The sequence below is a fragment of the Aneurinibacillus sp. UBA3580 genome, assembly GCF_002375825.1.
GTDB lineage: Bacteria > Bacillota > Bacilli > Aneurinibacillales > Aneurinibacillaceae > Aneurinibacillus > Aneurinibacillus danicus.
Genome location: NZ_DFMZ01000027.1, coordinates 1 through 17,827 on the forward strand (window position 1 = coordinate 1; position 17,827 = coordinate 17,827).

Consider the following 17,827-nt stretch of genomic DNA (forward strand, 5'->3'; position numbering starts at 1 on the left):
GACGCTGTAACCGCCGTGTCACAGAGTCTGATTAATCAGACGCGGGAAGTGCTTCAGATCGAGAAGCCGATCGACCTGGTTTACAATTTCATTGACAAGCGGGAATATTATCCGCGTGATATGTGTGATGTGCGCGAAGAATATGCACCGAACAACGAGAAAGTGTTTATTCATATTTCCAACTTCCGCAGCGTAAAACGAACGGATGATGTGGTGCGTATTTTCCATCAGATTAAACAGCGCATGCCGGCCAAGCTGCTGATGATCGGAGAGGGCCCGGAACTTCCGTTGGTGCGCGATCTGGCGGCAGATCTCGGTCTTAGAGAAGATGTAATCTTCCTCGGAAAACAGGAAGACATCGCCTGTGTCCTCTCCATCGCAGACGTGCTGCTGCTGCCGTCTGCGCAGGAAAGCTTCGGTCTGGTGGCGCTTGAGGCTATGGCCTGCGGCAAGCCGGTTATTTCAAGCGATGCAGGCGGATTGCCTGAAGTGGTGAAGGATGGAGTGACCGGATTTGTTCTGCCGATCGGTGATGTGAACGGAATGGCCGAGAAGGCGATTGAGCTTGTATCGGACGCAGCGATGTACGAACGCTTTTCACGTCAGGCGATGGAGAGAGCATATCATACGTTTTGTTATAAAGATATCACCCGTCAGTACGAAGCGATTTACCAGCGCGTACTGGTCCAAGAGACGGAGTCGTGTCCCAAATCATGAAACAGGATGTGTTGAAAGCCGGCAGACAGGTCTTACGCACGCTCGAAGAGGCGGGATACGCGGCATATTTTGTAGGCGGATATGTGCGGGATACTCTGCTGGGGCGGCCGGTACATGATCTCGATATCGCTACTTCCGCCCGGCCTGAAGAAGTGATGCGGCTGTTTACGAAAACGGTGCCGACCGGGCTTGCGCATGGAACGGTGACGGTGCTGCAAGACAGAATTCCGCTGGAAGTCACGACATTTCGGACAGAGAGCGGGTATGAGGATCACCGTCGTCCGGATAAAGTCCGGTTTGTCGATGATATTACGGAAGATTTGGCGCGGCGCGATTTTACGGTTAACGCGATGGCGCTTGATCTGCGCGGCGAAGTGATAGATCCGTTCGGAGGACGCGACGATTTGGATGCGAAGCTTATTCGCGCAGTCGGCAGGGCGGAGGAGCGATTTGCGGAAGATGCCCTGCGCATGCTGCGTTGCCTTCGTTTTGCAAGCCAGCTCGGCTTTTCGATCGATCCGGATACATATAAAGCGATAAAAGTATGCGCCGAAGATATCCGCTATGTGGCAGTCGAGCGAATTAGCATCGAATGGAACAAGGCACTGGCCGGCCTGTACCCGGATTGTACGGTAGCGGATGTGCTGAAAACCGGGCTTGTTTACGGTATGCCGGGAATTAACCGGCTGCTGGAGGGGAAGCGGGAACTGGCTATCGAAGAAAGGAAATGTTTACGTGCCGCTAATGACCTTGTCTCCCGTTGGGCCTATTTATTTCTCATTTGCGGCAGAGAAGCCGAAGTGGAAACGATTCTGCGTGCGCTGCGCTGCGAAAAAAAGCTAATCAAAGCATGCGAGCAAATGGTAGAGCTAACTCAGAGATTGAATGCCCTTCATGATACGGACAAGCGTATGCGTTGGATATTGGAGTTCGGATTCAATGCGGTACATAATGCCGCAGCGCTGTATGACATTATGTCAGGAGACACGAATGCGGTACAGGAACTTCTTCGGTTGCATGAGTCGATGCGGATAAAAAGCATGCAGGATCTGGCAGTCAGCGGAGCTGATTTGCAGCGGGAGATGGGACAAAAGGGCGGACCGTGGATTCGCGATTTGCTGTTTCAACTTGCGCTGGAAGCGGGCAGCGGCCAGATAGCGAATGAGCGGCAGGCGCTATTACTCCGAGCGAGGATGATACTTAGATGAAAATACGTGAAAATTTGTTGCAAATGTTTAAACAGGCGAAGGGAGAGTTTTTGTCCGGAGAGGAGATAAGCCGCAGGCTCGGTGTCTCCCGCACGGCAGTGTGGAAGCATATCGAAGAGCTGAGGGAAGAAGGATATGTATTTGAGGCGGTACGCCGATCAGGATACAGACTTATGTCCACACCGGATGTGATGATTGCAGAAGAAATCAAAGCCGGATTGAATACGCGTGTGTTTGGTAGTGAGGTTCATTATTATCCAACCATTGATTCTACACAGAATAAATGTCAGGAACTGGCCAAGGCGGGCGCTCCGGAAGGAACACTCGTTGTCGCGGATCAACAGGTAGGAGGCAAGGGGCGGCTCGGACGTGTGTGGCACTCGCCGCCAGGTACGAACATCTCCATGAGCCTGCTGCTTCGACCGACGCTCGAACTGCAGAAGTGTCCGCAGATCACTCTCCTGGCGGCGGTCGCTATCGTGGAAACGCTGCGCGATTTCTGCGCCATCGACGCGCAGATTAAATGGCCCAATGACATTTTAATTGACGGCAAAAAAGTGTGCGGTATTTTGACCGAGCTGAATGCGGAGTCGGATCGCATTCATTATCTTATTATCGGAATGGGCCTCAATGTCAATACGACTGCAGAACAGTTTCCGGAGGATGTACGGGAGGTTGCAACATCGCTGTATATTGCTAAAGGGGAGCCGTTGCGTCGGGTGCCGATTATTCAGCAAATCCTTTACCGGCTTGAGGAGCTGTACGATGTATATCTTGAAGACGGATTTGCTCCGGTAAAGGAACGCTGGGAGCGCTGCGCGATTACCATCGGAAAAAAAGTGACCATTCGTACATTGCAAGGCTCTTTTACAGGATATGCGGAGGGCATTGATGACAGTGGCGTGCTGCTTGTGCGTCGGGAGGACGGATCGATCACGAAGGTGTATTCGGCGGACGTCGAAATTCACGCGTAATCCACGGTGAATTTCGACAGAATGTGCAAAAAGGATTGCCAGTCCGATGGGGTTGTGCTTATAATGAGGGTGTCAGGGCTGTATCCGCACGGAGCGGCACCACGACACTTGATTATATGAAAAGGTACACAATACAGTAATCTGCTCTGAGCCGATGAGGACCGAGACAGAGGGAATTCAATGTTACCATATTTGCAGATAAATCATGGTTTCAGTACGCCTTCTTCTCTGTTGAAGGCGTTTTTATATGCCTTCACACCGCCATTCTCTTATCGGATCGCTCAAAGCGTAAGGAGGAATGAAAATGGCAGGCAGTTCAACAGTTACGGTTGTATCCTTAAAGGAAATGAAACGGAACAGAGAGCGAATCGTTATGCTAACAGCATACGATTACCCGTCGGCAAAAATCGCCGATGAAGCGGGGGTCGATATGATTCTTGTCGGGGATTCGCTCGGCATGGTCGTGCTTGGTTACGAATCAACGCTGCCGGTAACGCTCGATGACATGATCCATCATACGAAAGCGGTTACGCGTGGAGCGAAACGCGCATTTGTAGTTACCGACATGCCGTTTCTCACTTACCACGGCACGATTGAAGATGCGCTGCGCAGCGCGGGGCGCATTATGCAGGAAGGCTTGGCCAAAGCGGTTAAAATCGAAGGGGGTGCGGAGCTTGCACCGCTCATTCGCCGATGTACGCAGGCCGGCATCCCGGTAGTCGGACATATCGGACTTACACCGCAGTCCGTGCACCAACTCGGCGGTTATAAAGTGCAGGGCAAAACGCCGGAGGCAGCGCAAAAGCTGCTTGACGACGCGCTGGAACTCGAAGAGGCGGGAGCGTTCGCCCTTGTAATGGAGTGCGTACCGAAACAACTGGCAGAGCTCATCTCGCACAAATTATCCATTCCGACGATTGGCATCGGCGCCGGAGCCGGCTGTGACGGCCAGGTACTTGTGTATCACGATATATTATCTTACGGGGGCGGCCGTGTGCCGAAGTTTGTTAAACAATACGCGGATGCAGGCTCGCTTATAAAACAGGCAATTGCTCAGTATGCGGCCGAGGTGCGCAGCGGCGCGTTTCCTGCAGCCGAGCACACCTTCACCATGAAGGAAGAAACGCTGGAGAGATTATACGGAGAAGGGGTCAAAATATGAGAACGGTTTCTTCCATCAAGGAATTGCGCTCCCTCCTAAAAGAGGCGCGTCCAAAAACGGTTGGATTTGTACCGACTATGGGATATTTGCATGAAGGTCATTTGAGTCTTGTGGATCAAGCCAAGGAAAAAGCTGATGTAGTCGTTATGAGCATTTTTGTTAATCCGCTTCAATTTGGACCGAATGAAGACCTGGCGAAATATCCGCGGGATATAGAGCGGGATCGCTACCTCGCCGCATCCCGCGGCGTGGATATCCTATTCTTCCCTTCGGTAGAGGAAATGTATCCGGAAGGCAGCAAGACAATTGTGACAGTGAAAGACATTACTGATTCGATGTGCGGCGCATCACGGCCGGGTCACTTCGATGGCGTGGCGACCGTTGTTACCAAGCTGTTCAATATCGTACAGCCGGATTATGCATTTTTCGGCATGAAAGATGCACAGCAGGTGGCGGTCATTACACAGATGGTGCGTGATTTGAATATGCCAATCGAGATTGTGCCGTGTCCGATTGTGCGTGAACCGGACGGATTGGCTCTTAGCTCGCGCAATGTGTATCTGTCCGCAGAAGAAAGAGAGCAAGCGCTTGTTTTGTCACGCTCGCTGAAGCGGGCGGAGGAGATGGTTGCGATGGGTGAGCGGGATGCGGCGGCCCTGCGCTCCGCAATCAAGTCTATTATCCAAGAAAGCCCGCTTGCGGAGATTGATTACATTGAGATTCGCAGCTATCCGGAGCTTATGCCGATGGAAGAGCTGCGCGGCCATTGTATTGTTGCACTGGCGGTCCGTTTCGGCCGCACGCGTTTGATCGATAATATTATGCTTGTGGCAAGCCAGGAGGAAACAGCATGTTCCGTACGATGATGAAAGCAAAGATTCATCGGGCGACCGTTACGGAAGCCAACTTGAATTATGTAGGCAGTGTAACGATTGACCGGGATATTATGGATGCGGTGGACATTCTGCCGAATGAAAAGGTACAAATTGTCAACAATAACAACGGTGCACGCCTGGAAACGTACGTCATCGAAGGGGAGCGCGGCAGCGGCGTGATTTGTCTGAACGGCGCGGCGGCTCGCCTTGTACAGCCGGGCGATATTGTCATTATTATCTCGTATGCGATGATGTCGGATGCGGAAGCCAAGATTCACAAACCAAAAGTCGCCATCATGGATGAAAACAACAAGATTGTAGAAATGCTCGGCGAAGAAATCCACGCGACCATATTTTAGTTGAATATATGAAAGGCATAAAGGGCGGAACCGTTGTTTTCCGCTCTTTTTATTCATAAATTCCATGCTGATGTGTCACACTGAAAGTAATACAGAGTGACATGAAAGGCGGGGAGTCTATGCTGCTGTCTCATTATTTTGCCGCACTTACGGACCAGATTGAGAAAGTGAAAGCATGTATGGCGTCAGCGCCGGAAGCAGAAAAAGTGAAACTGTATAATACCGTGCTGCAACTTCGACAGATTAGTGACCAGATAGTGGAAGATTGGCTTGAATTTGAAGAAAAACTGGTTGAGGCTCAGCGCATGTTTGAGCAGGAAGAGAGCGGGCATGCGACGCTCCCTTCCGTCTCGCCACATAAAGCTGAATCAAAGGGAGAGAAAAAGCCTGAAGACCAGGATGTGGAAGAGATCCTTCTTCCCTATGCGCTGGCCGCTAAGTTTCGTCAAGGACAGGGGTATTTTACATTATCGATGTACCGGGAGGCGGTGGAATCATTCAGCCGTGTTCTTGAAGAGGCGCCCGATGTAACGGTAGCACGGCTGTATCTTGCCTTCGGTTTCTTTATGTCGCGGCGTCTTGATGTGGCATACCGGCAGTTTCGCCTGCTTACGGAAACGTGCGACAATGCCTTCATCTGTGCCGCCTCATACAACGCGTTGGGATCGATTGCAGTACTGGAGGGTCACCCTGAACAAGGGGTAAGCTGGTTTGAACGAGCGCTTAGAACGTTTCCAGACTTAACGGATGCGGGCTACAATCGGGCGCTGACATTGTATCATCTCAGACGATATGAAGAAGCAGCGCAGGCAGCCCTTTCACTCCTGAATAACGAATCAGACGATGTGGAGGTATTGCTGCTGGCAAGCACTTGTCATGCGGCAAACGGAAGGGAGAACGAAGCGTACGCCCTGTTGAAACGAGCCGAATCATTCGCATACAGAGCGAAGCAGCGTAAGGCGATTGCATGTACGTATGAGCGGCTGGGTCGATTTGCGGACGCGGCCCGTTGCTATCAGACGCTTCTGCCAGATTACAGAAATGATGCATCCGTCTGGCATGGATTGGGCTGGTCGCTATGGCAGGCCGAGCAGGGGGACAGGGTTATTCCTTATCTGAAGTATGCGTTAACGCTTGCGCCGGAGCAGCCGGATTATGCCTGTTCCTATGCCTGGGTGTTGCTTTCCCAGGGGGAGACGGAGCGGGCCGCACGCGTATTTGAGCATACTGCACAGCGGCATGATCACGCGCTTTCACGGGCAGGGCTGGCGTACGCTTACCTCAAACAGCACCGAATCGCAGAGGCGCAAGGATTGGTGAACGAGTTGCTGGCTGCGAAGGATGGTCATATACAGGCGTTGGGTCACTACTTACAGGGCAGAGTGCTGCTCGACCAGGGCAAAAGAGAAGAAGCGCTTACGCATTTTTCGGCAAGCCATGCGGCCGGCGTCATTCGGGAGAGCGGCTTGTACGCCGGGCTTGTGCACTACATAGACGGTGCACCCGAAGAAGCGTATAAGCGTTGGAAGGAGTTCATGCCGGCATTATGAAACGCCGGTTTTTCTTTTTTTGTATTGCACTTCCCTCCTAAGTAATAGAAAATAATAAGTGGATCCCTGTCTGTAAGATGCGCGATGAAGCGAAAGAGTTTGAGGTGAAACAGTTGGACACTTTTGTTGTGGTCGATTTTGAGACGACAGGCAATCGACCAAAAGAGGGAGACAGGATTATACAAATCGGAGCGGTGCTTGTTCGCGGAAGGGAGATTGTTGAACGTTTCTCTACGCTGGTCAACCCGCAGGTCGATATTCCCCCTTTTATCGAAAAATTGACAGGCATCAACAATGAGATGGTGGCAGACGCCCCTCCGATTGAAGATGCGCTGCCTTCGTTGCTAAAGATGTTAGACGGGGCCGTATTTGTGGCTCATAACGTTTTTTTTGATTTATCGTTTTTGCAGAACGCATTAAACGAGGCTGGCTATCATCCGTTCTCAGGTCCGTTGATTGATACGGTAGAGTTGTCCCGGCTTCTGCTGCCGGGTCAGGAAGGGTACCGGCTCTCCGACTTGTCTGTCGGACTTGATATTCTGCATGACCGGCCGCATCAGGCGGATTCCGACGCGGAAGCGACTGCATATATTCTTTTGCATCTGCTCGATAAGCTGGAGAATATGCCGCTTGTCACCATCCAGCACCTTCAGCGGCTGAGTCGTCCGTTCCATTCCGATGTACAGACGCTGCTTTCCGATATTGAGCAGCGGAAGATTCGTCAGGGTGCATACGAACCGGACGCGGATTTGGAAGTAGTGCATCAGATTTGCCTGAAGAAGCGGAAGGCGGTTGAGAAGGCAAGCGGACAAAGAATAGAAGAAGCGATGGAGTTTGAAACATTCATCGACAGTCTGTTCGGCGAGCAGGGCTTGCTGAAAGAGCATATGCCCGGCTTTGAATTACGTCCGGCTCAGGTCACAATGATGAAACAGGTGTATGATTCGTTCGAATCCGGCCGTCATTTGATGATTGAAGCAGGGACCGGTACCGGAAAATCTCTGGCGTATTTAATTCCAGCCGTATTCTGGGCTAAGCGGGAGGAAGAGACCGTCGTCATCTCCACCCATACCATTCAGCTGCAAGAACAGATGTATACACGTGATCTCCCGATTTTGCAGGCGATTTTTGGTAATGATGCCCCCCGCATTTCCATCTTAAAAGGAAGAAACAATTATCTGTGTCTGCGAAAGTTTTCACATAGTTTGCAGGAAGAGCATGATAATTATGATGTGCAGCTAAGCAAGTCGCAGATGCTTGTCTGGTTGACCGAAACGGAGACGGGAGATGTAGAAGAAATTAGTCTTCCGTCCGGCGGGCAGGTATACTGGAAACAAGTGCAAAGCGATGCAGGTTCATGCCTGAACCGGCAGTGTCCCTGGTTTTCGCGCTGCTATTACCATCAGGCGCGACGCCAAGCCCAGCAGGCTGAAGTGATTGTGACAAATCATTCGCTTCTGTTTACCGACATGAATGCGGAGCACCGTATCATTCCAACTTATAAATATGCAGTCATTGATGAAGCTCATCACTTTGACGATGTGGCGAGCCGCCATTTAGGGGATACCATTTCATCCTATCAGCTTGAAGGGATGCTGCACCGTCTGCATCCGGATCGTGGTCCCGGACTGCTTGAGGAAATCGAAGAAGCAGTACGGGGTTGGAGTGTGACCAGTTATGAGGAAAGCAAACACTCAATCGAGACGGCCTACCAGCAGATTCACGAAGGCAAGGAAACGATTCGCGAGATGTACAGCTTGCTCTATCAATGGTCGCACCAGCGCGCCAGGGAAGGCGAAGAGATCGGTCGTACCGTCATGCGTTATAAGCAGGAGAACCTCGAAAATCGGTGGGGTCGAGCCGTCGTTTCTGCTGTGCGCAACAGCGTCGACTTGCTGCTTGCCATCGGCAAAAAGCTGGAATCGATTTATGCAAACATTCACGGCGATGATGCGCCGATCGGCATGAAAGGATTGCTGATCGATTTGAACGGTATGGTTAATGATTGTCTGGAGTATGCTTCGCTGCTGCATGATATGCTGTTAACCGAGGATGACGGCTACGTCTATTGGGTCGAGCTGGATACGCGCAGCACGCGCAGAACGATGTATTTGCACCGGGTACCCATCGATGTATCAGAGCTTTTACGTGAACGCTTTTTTGATAAAAAAGAAAGCGTCATTCTTACATCAGCCACGCTGAGCGTGAATTCGTCCTTTGCGTATGCGACCGAACGCTTCGGACTTGCCGATTTGCTTAAAGAAAAGAGCATCGAAACAGTCGTGCTCGCTTCGCCGTTCGATTACAAAAAACAGACGCTCATCTGCATTCCGAGTGAAATTCCAAACATCAAAGGAGGTTCGGAGGGCCACTTCGTGGAAGCGTTGATCGATTCTCTCGCCCAGGTTGCGGTAACGACAAAAGGGCGCATGCTCGTTTTGTTTACCTCCTACGCCATGCTGCGCAGCGTATATGAGCCTTTGAAAGAGAAGCTGAAAGAAGTCGAGATTACGGTGCTCGGCCACGGAATGGATGGGGCAAGCCGCAGCAAGCTAACCAAGCAATTCCGCTCGCTTCCTGCCTGTGTGTTGCTCGGCACAAGCAGTTTCTGGGAAGGGGTGGACATCCCGGGGGAAGACTTGTCTTGCCTCGCGATTGTTCGCTTGCCGTTCGTGCCTCCGAACCATCCGCTTGTCGAGGCGCGCAATCAACAATTTGAGGAGCAGAATAAGAATGCATTCATGCAATTGTCCGTGCCCCAGGCCGTCCTCCGATTTAAACAAGGATTCGGCCGACTGGTGCGTACGAGTACAGACCGGGGGGTCGTGCTCATTTATGATCGGCGTGTCATCGATGCGCGATATGGCCGAGTGTTCCTTAAATCTTTGCCGGAGACGAATATGCTGGTGAAGCCGACGGCGGAGCTTCTGCCCGAAATTGCGGATTGGCTGGCATAAGTGTGGACCTGTCGGGAGAACGAAGACACATACAGTCAGAGGATGTTAAGAAGTGGGACTAGGGTAAGAAGGAGAGAACGAGAGTGAAAGTGCCAAAAATTTCTGAGGCCGTTGTCAAAAGGCTTCCCGTTTATTTGCGTTATTTAAACAACTTAAAGGCAATGAACGTTCGCACGGTTTCATCGCAGCAGCTTGGCGAAGCGCTTGATTTAAACCCGGCACAAATTCGTAAGGACCTTGCCTGCTTCGGTGAATTCGGTCGAAAAGGAATTGGCTATGAAGTGAATTATCTTGTAGAAAAGATTAAAAGCATTCTTAAGCTTGACCAGCAGATTAACGTGCTGCTGGTCGGTGCGGGGAATCTGGGACACGCCATTAGCAACTACAATGCATACTTGAAGGACAATATGAAGATTATTGCGGTTTTTGATGCCGATCCGAACAAAATCGGCAAAAAAATTGCCAACCTGACCATTCAGCCGCTGAGTGAACTAAAGGAGACGGTCAAAGAAAAAAGCATCCGCATCGGTATTATTGCGGTCCCGGCGGAAGCCGCGCAATCGGTGGCTGACTGTCTGGTGGATGCGGGAATTACAGGCATTTTGAATTTTGCTCCGACCAATCTGCGTATGCCGGAGGACGTACGTGTTCATGATGCGGATGTTACAATGGAGCTGCACAGTTTGGCTTATTATTTATAAAACACAGGTAAGGAGGCAAGGCGCGCTGCGGCAAGCGCGCCCTATACCATATGAGAACAATCGTCATTCATGCAACAGTGCTGACAGTAAACGAAACGAATGAGGTTATTTACGACGGAGCAATTGCGTTTGAAAACGGCGTATTAACGTATGTCGGACCGACGCCTGAAGCCGTGGATACATATGATGAAGTCATTGACGCAGAAGGCCGCATTGTCATGCCTGGCCTTGTAAATACGCACGGCCATACTGCCATGTCGCTTCTTAGAGGATATGCGGATGACCTGCCGCTGCAGGAATGGCTGGAGACGAAGATGTGGCCGCTTGAGGCCCAGTTCACGGAAGAGCATGTGCGCTGGGGAACGTCGCTTTCTATTATTGAAATGCTGAAGACGGGTACAACGACGTTTGTTGATATGTATGACAATATGGATATGGTGGCGGAATTGGTTACCGCTTCCGGAATGCGCGCACGCCTGTGCCGCGGCGTTATCGGTTTGTGCTCGGCGGAAGAGCAGACGAAGAAGCTTGAAGAGGCGAGCGCATTTGCCGCCAAATGGAACGGGACGGCAAATGGCCGCATCATGACGATGATGTCACCTCATGGGGCGTACACCTGCCCGCCGGATTATGTGGAGCGAATTGTAGCCCGTGCCCATGAGTTGGACTTGCCGGTACATATCCACATGTCCGAAACGGAATGGGAAGTACAGCAGAATGTCAACGATTATGGAACCCGGCCGGTGGAGCATTTAGAGAAGCTCGGTGTATTTAATCGGCCGACGCTGGTGGCACACGCCGTACATTTGACGGATGAAGAACTGGATACGCTTGCGAAGTACGATGTGAAAGTATCGCACAATCCGATCAGCAATTTAAAGCTTGGCAGCGGCATTGCCCGCGTACCGGAGATGATGGAGAGGGGGATTTGCGTGTCGCTTGGCACGGACAGTTCGGCGAGCAATAACAACCTTGATCTGTTTGAGGAAATGAAGATGGTGGCGCTTCTGCATAAAGGTCATCGTCATAATCCGGTGCTCGTGCCGGCGACGGAAGCGCTGCGTATGGCTACTATCTATGGTGCGGAAGCTGTATTTATGGATGATCAAATCGGCTCGCTTGAAGTGGGGAAACAGGCCGATTTTATCGTGCTTGATTCGCACAGCGTTTTCTTCCAGCCGAAGCATGACCCGATTTCGCATGTTGTGTATGCGGCGAGCGGCAGGGACGTTAAAGATGTATATGTCCAGGGTACGCAGCTCATTAAGGACGGCAAGTGCTTAACGATGGATGAGACCGCTGTTATCGAGAACGCCAACCGGATGTTTGAAAAATTGGAGAAAAAATAAAAGCGGATAAACAGGGAAGAGACAGGGGGATGAATTCAGTGTGGAAAAAGGCTCCCTGCCGCATGCGGCAGGGAGAATGGAAGATGGATAGGTAGGGGAATTAAAATGTGAATGGTTGTTGTCATTGCGGCTGTTCCATAGTAATCCAGGAATGAAGGTTCGGCTGACGGAACGAAGCGAAAGTATCTTCTCCCTCGTAGCGAAACGGGGAAGACAGAAGCATCCAGGAAGGGTTTCGTTCATCCGCAAGAAGCCTTACTACTTCTTCCGGTATCGATTCCACAAGATGCGCAAGGTGCGGCTGCTTCACGCACGCTCACCTCCTCCTGCGCGTAACCTTAGTATCTCCTTGGATACGGGCAGTATGTTTAGCATTTTTTGATGTCCAGAAAATACGAAACACAGGTAAGGATAAGGAATGCGAATGAGAAAATCGTGGGTATACGGAGCGCTCGCGCTGTTATTGGTCGTGCTGTGTTCAGCGCTCGCTTTGTATTTGCATCTGCGCGGACAGCAGAGGGCAATCGAGGAGCAAGGCAAAGCACTGGCGTTATCGCGCACACAGATAACTGAAGTCACCTCTGTAGGCACGTATTATGGAAAACAGGACTATATTGTTATCGAAGGAAAAACGGAAGACGGCGAAAAGCTGGTGGCATGGTTTCATGGAGAGCAAGGAGAGGTGGAAAAAATGTCGCGCCTCATCCCAAAGGAGAATGTGCTCGAAGCATTGGCCAAAGACCATCCGGGCATGCAACTGATTCACATTATTCCTGCCAAACAGGATAACAGTAAGGCATGGGAAGTGTTGTTTGCAGAAGGGGACTACTTTCATTATTATTACATTGATATGTATAATGGTAAGTTTCTGAAATCGTACCAGCTGCAAAAGGCGGATACGTAGCATCGGAAATATGGTACGATGGAGCGGAGGGGATCTTCGCTCCATTTTTCGTCTTTGGCCCTAACGTTGTCATTTTTGTGAAGGAAAAAAACGCTTACCCCATAACCAACATATTTATGATATACTACATGATATATAAACAATATATCACTTTTGTAGAAAGGGGTGGGTAGGGGATGAAGGTACGCGCATTGCCCATCTTTTTATCCGTTTTATTCAGCAGCTTGCTGCTGTTCGGGGGTTGGTATGTGTTTCAAAACCAGTTTGTGAAAAAACCAATCACCAACGAAATCGCGACGATGAAAGGCGTGAAGCTCAACGATATCGCGATTGCCCGCGACGTGATTACTTTAAATGTAGCATTTAACAATCCGGACAAGTTTGCGGAAGACTATAAAAGAGTAAAGAAAATCGCTTCAGAGAAATCGAACGGAAGAGCAGTTAAAATCGAGTTCGATTCCCCGAATAAAAACCTGCAGAAAATTTGGGATGAGAACGCATTCGCCATTGCAGAGGCAATGGAACTCCATACTTATTCAAAGATTCCAGGCGTATTAGAGCAGATAAAGAAAAAGCATAAATTGGCCAACGTAGGCTCCCATATGGACGATCAGTATGTATATATCTATTTTAACGACGGCAAGAATCCGTATTATGCGGTGCTGCCGCGCGAACGAGAGGTGAGCCGGAATGGGTAAAGAAATAGTCATCGGTGCGATCCCGGTTTTCATCGCGTTTCTTGTATTTATCGGTGTGAACGTGGCTCCGTTAATCATTGCGGCGATCATTATCAGTTTTCTTATGTTTTTTGTAATGAGACAGGGTGGCGTATCCATTACTCAGAAGAAGACAGCGGCGGAAACGGTCAAGACAACGGTTAAGTTCAATCAGATCGGCGGCCAGGAGCGCGCTAAGAAAGAATTGAAAGAAGCGCTCGATTTTTTGATTCACAAAGATACGTTAAAAGAATATGGCATTCGCCCGTTAAAGGGAATTCTGTTGACCGGACCACCGGGCACAGGGAAAACATTAATGGCCAAAGCGGCCGCTAATTATACTAATTCCGCCTTTGTGGCGGCATCCGGCTCCCAGTTCGTAGAGATGTATGTCGGGGTCGGTGCGCAGCGCATTCGCGATCTTTTTAAAGAAGCGAAGCAAAAAGCGGAGAAAAATAATCAGGATAGCGCGATTATTTTTATTGATGAAATCGATGTGCTCGGCGGTAAGCGTGAAGGCAACCAGCATCGTGAGTATGATCAGACGTTGAACCAGCTATTAACAGAGATGGATGGGATTACGACGACCGAACATCCGCGTGTGCTGATGATTGCTGCTACGAACCGTGCGGACATGCTTGATGATGCGCTCGTGCGTCCGGGCCGTTTTGACCGTCAGATTGTGGTTGATCTGCCGGATATGAAGGCGCGTAAACAGATTCTTGAGATTCATGTAAAAAATAAGCCCCTTGCTGACGATGTGGACATTGAAGCCATTGCGCGCGATACGTTTAATTTTTCCGGTGCTCAGTTAGAAAGTGTAACCAATGAAGCGGCTATTTATGCATTCCGCGACAAAAGCAAGGTTATTACGCAGCGGCATTTTTCCCATGCGATCGATAAGGTCATGATGGGAGAGCAGACAGACCGTGAATCGACTGCCGAGGAACGGGAACGTGTGGCGAACCATGAGCTTGGTCATGCAATTGTATCCGAAGTGGTGCGGCCGATGTCTGTGTCGCAGGTATCGCTGCGTCCGCGCGGCCAGGCGCTTGGCTATGTCCGACAGAGCCCGCAGCAGGATCGCTATCTGTATACGCTCGAAAACCTTGAGCAGCAGATTATGATCGCGCTCGGCGGTGCTGTGGCAGAGGAGATGCTGTATGGTGGTCGCAGTACCGGGTCGCGCAACGACTTTGAACAAGCTTTGCGCCTTGTGGACACGATTATCGACAGCGGCTTGTCCCAACTTGGCATTGTGAAGATAGACATGGTCGGGAAAGAGGCGCTGCATGAAGAAAGACAGCGTATTCTTAATGAATTGCTGGATCGCACACGCCAGGTGCTGACCGAACACTTCCCGGTATTCCGTCATGCTCTGGATCATCTGCTGCGCGAGGAAGTACTAAGCGGTGAAGAATTCCGCGCCATGCTTGAAGAAGCGCGCGCGCTTCCGAAGCAGAGAAAAGTGGAAGAAATCGAAGCTCGTCGTATGAAGGCATGACAAAAGGAAAAAGGATAATCCGAATTGCACCGGGTTATCCTTTTTCTATGCACTTCAACTTCCCTTTTTGAAATAAGAGTTGTAAAATGGAAAGGTATTGAAAAAACAAAATAGGTGGATTTTTTTGTAGGAAGTAGAGGAGGAGCTCATATGAAATTAGCGAAGCGCGTAGCGCAAATTACGCCGTCCAAAACGCTCGCCATTACCGCCAAAGCGAAAGAGTTGCGCAGCGAAGGATACGACGTGGTCGGCCTGGGAGCGGGTGAGCCTGATTTCAATACGCCGCAGCATATTATCGACGCCGCAGTAAAAGCAATGAAAGAGGGCCAGACGAAGTACACGGCCGCCGCAGGGATTCCTGAATTGAAGAAAGCGATTTGCGAGAAACTGCAGCGCGACAACAATATTACATACAAACCTTCTCAGATCGTTGTATGCAATGGAGCGAAACATGCTTTGTATAACCTGTTCCAGGCGATCGTTGACCCGGGCGACGAGATCATTGTCCCGATTCCTTACTGGGTAAGCTATCCGGAAATGATTACGCTCGCGGACGGTGTTCCTGTATTTGTGGAAGGTTCGGAAGAAAACGAATTTAAAATTACGCCGGAACAGCTGCGTGCCGCGATTACGGATAAAACGCGTGCCGTTATCATCAACTCACCAAGCAACCCGACCGGAAGCGTGTATACACGTGAAGAGCTGGAAGGCCTTGCACAGGTCTGCATCGAGAAGCAAATCCTCATGGTATCAGACGAAATCTATGAGAAGCTGATTTACGATGGACAGGAGCACGTAAGCATCGCAAGCCTTAGCCCGGAAGCGTATGAATTAACGGTGGTTATTAACGGTATGTCCAAACCGTATTCCATGACGGGCTGGCGGATTGGCTACGCGGCAGGAAACGAAGCGTTGATTAAAGCGATGACGAACCTGTCCAGCCACAGCACATCGAATCCGACAACATTTGCTCAGTATGGCGCGCTGGCAGCGCTCGAAGGTTCGCAGGAGTCGCTGGAGATGATGAAAGCCGAGTTTGACAAACGCCGCAAAGCGGTTGTTAAACTGATGAATGATATTGAAGGCATTCATTGCGTGGAGCCGAAAGGCGCATTTTATCTGTTCGCCAACGTGAGCGAAGCGATGAAAAAAGGCGGTTATTCCGATGTGGACGAATGGGCGCAAGCGCTACTTGAGAAGGAATACGTTGCGCTTATCCCGGGTTCCGGATTCGGTGCACCGAACCATATCCGCATTTCGTATGCAACATCGCTAGAACAATTAGAAAAAGGCATTGCCCGTATCAAAAAATTCGTAGAAGAAAACTAAGAACAAAGCCTGGCGTTCGATGCACTCGAATTCCAGGCCTTTTTATGGCACTAGAGAACAGTATAGATAGAACATTGATCCATTACGTAAGCATTACGTAAGGAATGTTCGTACATTAAAATTCATTTTATGATCGTATTGATTTGTGCAAAAAGCCTTTTTTCTATATTTTAAGGCGGATGGTCACCAGACAGATGTCATCTTCCAGATGGCGTAAATTCAGTGGATACCGGGAAAAAATATAATCGATGAATGAACGGCCGGATAATAACGGGAAAGAAGCGCATAGGCTGTGCAGAGAAGAAATATCGTTTTCACTATCCTCCATGGCTGCCAGCAATCCATCCGTATACAGGACCAACAATGTCTCACCGTCATACGGGATGCAGCCCTTTCGCATAGGTAAATTTGTGACGAGCCCGATGGGAAGGCATCCCTCTGTAAGAAGCTGTGGACGTTGGGTAGACGTAAGAAGGAAGCCGGCTGGATGCCCGGCATTTACATATTCGATGACTTGTGTTTGTGTATCAATCATGAGATAAATTGCGGTGAAATAATGTGGAACCGGATGTGCCGATCGGGAAAACAGTGTATGCATATGACGATTAAGTTCCGTCATAACCGCGATCGGGTCGCCGAGGCGCGTAATCATGCCGCGCAGTAGGGAGCGTACCGACATACTGATGAGCGAGGCGGCTACTCCATGTCCCATTACATCCAGTACAATAACGCCATACCGATGTTGATCGATCGGAAACCAGCTATATAAGTCACCTGCAAGCTGTTGGGACGGTTCATAAAACGCATCGGTTTCAATATGCGGGTTGGAGAGAGGAGCGCTCAGTACACCACGCTGAATATTTTTAGCCAATTCAATTTCATGCATAATTTTTTTGAATAGCACCTGCATGGTTTGTTCCCGCTCTTTGCTGGCATCGAGCATCAGTTTGAAACGAAGCGCGTTGCGTACTCTGGCGAGCAGTTCTTCAATACTGATTGGTTTGGTAATATAATCGGTAGCCCCCGCTTCGAACGCCCTGCTTAGATGCGTCCTGTTATCAAAAGCGGTAAGCATGATAATGGGTGTATCAATATAGGCTGGATGCTCCCGGATGCGTCGGCATGCTGTAATTCCGTCTATGTTTGGCATCATGATATCTATTAAGATTAAGTCGATGGAAGTGTTATGAATGTATGTGAGAGCAGTTGAAGCGGATTCAGCGGTTATAAGGTCATGATAGCCGGCGTGACGCAGAACTCGTTCCAATAGAGCAAGAATGCCAGGCTCATCATCAACAAGCAAAATCTTCATTATAGAGTTCCTTTCTACAAAAATGGTTTAGGAGTAATCACACAGTACATTCTAACTATAAAATGAGGAAAATGCTATACGTTATAAGAAAACCACCATGGTGTCTCAGCCGCAACCCCGGCATGAAAATGAGGGGAAAGGCGGCTGACTTTTGCGGTACGAAGGAAAAGAGAGGAGAGAACGAGACAATGATTTCAATGGGGAAAAAGG

16 protein-coding genes are annotated in these 17,827 nt (G+C 49.9%); 14 read left to right on the forward strand and 2 right to left on the reverse strand.

Going from position 1 to position 17,827, the window contains the following annotated elements; translation table 11 throughout:
- The 10 genes from bshA to B2899_RS04400 form a co-directional block, all read left to right on the forward strand.
- A partial coding sequence (gene bshA, locus B2899_RS04355; RefSeq protein WP_286884303.1) for an N-acetyl-alpha-D-glucosaminyl L-malate synthase BshA occupies nucleotides 1–717 on the forward strand: 717 nt, incomplete at its 5' end.
- Nucleotides 702–1,925, forward strand: a complete 1,224-nt coding sequence (locus B2899_RS04360; protein WP_146809546.1) for a CCA tRNA nucleotidyltransferase — start codon at nucleotides 702–704, stop codon at nucleotides 1,923–1,925. The genes bshA and B2899_RS04360, both read left to right, overlap by 16 nt.
- Nucleotides 1,922–2,899 carry a biotin--[acetyl-CoA-carboxylase] ligase gene (locus tag B2899_RS04365; protein WP_286884305.1) on the forward strand — a complete coding sequence of 326 codons (978 nt, stop codon included), beginning with the start codon at nucleotides 1,922–1,924 and terminating at the stop codon, nucleotides 2,897–2,899. Before B2899_RS04360 ends, B2899_RS04365 begins: the two co-directional genes overlap by 4 nt.
- Before the next feature lie 304 nt (nucleotides 2,900–3,203).
- Nucleotides 3,204–4,061, forward strand: coding sequence for a 3-methyl-2-oxobutanoate hydroxymethyltransferase (gene panB, locus B2899_RS04370; RefSeq protein ID WP_286884307.1), 858 nt, complete (start codon nucleotides 3,204–3,206; stop codon nucleotides 4,059–4,061).
- Nucleotides 4,058–4,927, forward strand: coding sequence for a pantoate--beta-alanine ligase (gene panC, locus B2899_RS04375; RefSeq protein ID WP_146809549.1), 870 nt, complete (start codon nucleotides 4,058–4,060; stop codon nucleotides 4,925–4,927). Before panB ends, panC begins: the two co-directional genes overlap by 4 nt.
- Nucleotides 4,912–5,295, forward strand: coding sequence for an aspartate 1-decarboxylase (panD, locus tag B2899_RS04380; RefSeq protein WP_146809550.1), 384 nt, complete (start codon nucleotides 4,912–4,914; stop codon nucleotides 5,293–5,295). Before panC ends, panD begins: the two co-directional genes overlap by 16 nt.
- A gap of 119 nt (nucleotides 5,296–5,414) precedes the next feature.
- A complete protein-coding gene (locus tag B2899_RS04385; protein WP_146809551.1) occupies nucleotides 5,415–6,845 on the forward strand; it encodes a tetratricopeptide repeat protein in 1,431 nt (476 codons plus the stop codon).
- A gap of 104 nt (nucleotides 6,846–6,949) precedes the next feature.
- On the forward strand, nucleotides 6,950–9,802 hold the full coding sequence (gene dinG / locus B2899_RS04390; RefSeq protein ID WP_286884311.1) for an ATP-dependent DNA helicase DinG: 2,853 nt from the start codon (nucleotides 6,950–6,952) through the stop codon (nucleotides 9,800–9,802).
- Nucleotides 9,803–9,885: 83 nt separating this feature from the next.
- Complete coding sequence (locus B2899_RS04395; protein WP_146809553.1) at nucleotides 9,886–10,503, forward strand: redox-sensing transcriptional repressor Rex; 618 nt, start codon at nucleotides 9,886–9,888, stop codon at nucleotides 10,501–10,503.
- Nucleotides 10,504–10,553: 50 nt separating this feature from the next.
- Entirely contained in the window at nucleotides 10,554–11,852 is a 1,299-nt protein-coding gene (locus B2899_RS04400; RefSeq protein ID WP_146809554.1) for an amidohydrolase family protein, read from the forward strand.
- Nucleotides 11,853–11,973: 121 nt separating this feature from the next.
- On the opposite strand, the gene B2899_RS04405 is transcribed toward B2899_RS04400, so the two are convergent.
- Nucleotides 11,974–12,162, reverse strand: coding sequence for a hypothetical protein (locus tag B2899_RS04405; protein WP_286884314.1), 189 nt, complete (start codon nucleotides 12,160–12,162; stop codon nucleotides 11,974–11,976).
- Nucleotides 12,163–12,276: 114 nt separating this feature from the next.
- On the opposite strand from B2899_RS04405, the gene B2899_RS04410 reads away from it, so the two are divergent.
- From B2899_RS04410 to B2899_RS04425, 4 genes are all read left to right on the forward strand, one after another.
- The gene (locus B2899_RS04410; RefSeq protein WP_286884316.1) at nucleotides 12,277–12,756 is read left to right on the forward strand and encodes a DUF5590 domain-containing protein; all 480 of its coding nucleotides are present in this window, start codon (nucleotides 12,277–12,279) and stop codon (nucleotides 12,754–12,756) included.
- Nucleotides 12,757–12,932: 176 nt separating this feature from the next.
- Nucleotides 12,933–13,454, forward strand: a complete 522-nt coding sequence (locus tag B2899_RS04415; RefSeq protein ID WP_286884318.1) for a hypothetical protein — start codon at nucleotides 12,933–12,935, stop codon at nucleotides 13,452–13,454.
- Entirely contained in the window at nucleotides 13,447–14,976 is a 1,530-nt protein-coding gene (locus tag B2899_RS04420; RefSeq protein WP_286884321.1) for an AAA family ATPase, read from the forward strand. The genes B2899_RS04415 and B2899_RS04420 overlap by 8 nt, the downstream gene beginning before the upstream one ends.
- Before the next feature lie 150 nt (nucleotides 14,977–15,126).
- Entirely contained in the window at nucleotides 15,127–16,305 is a 1,179-nt protein-coding gene (locus B2899_RS04425) for a pyridoxal phosphate-dependent aminotransferase (protein ID WP_146809559.1), read from the forward strand.
- A 163-nt stretch (nucleotides 16,306–16,468) separates the two neighbouring features.
- On the opposite strand, the gene B2899_RS04430 is transcribed toward B2899_RS04425, so the two are convergent.
- Nucleotides 16,469–17,617 (reverse strand): PP2C family protein-serine/threonine phosphatase, encoded by a 1,149-nt coding sequence (locus B2899_RS04430; protein ID WP_286884324.1) that lies wholly within the window; start codon nucleotides 17,615–17,617, stop codon nucleotides 16,469–16,471.
- Nucleotides 17,618–17,827 lie beyond the last annotated feature (210 nt).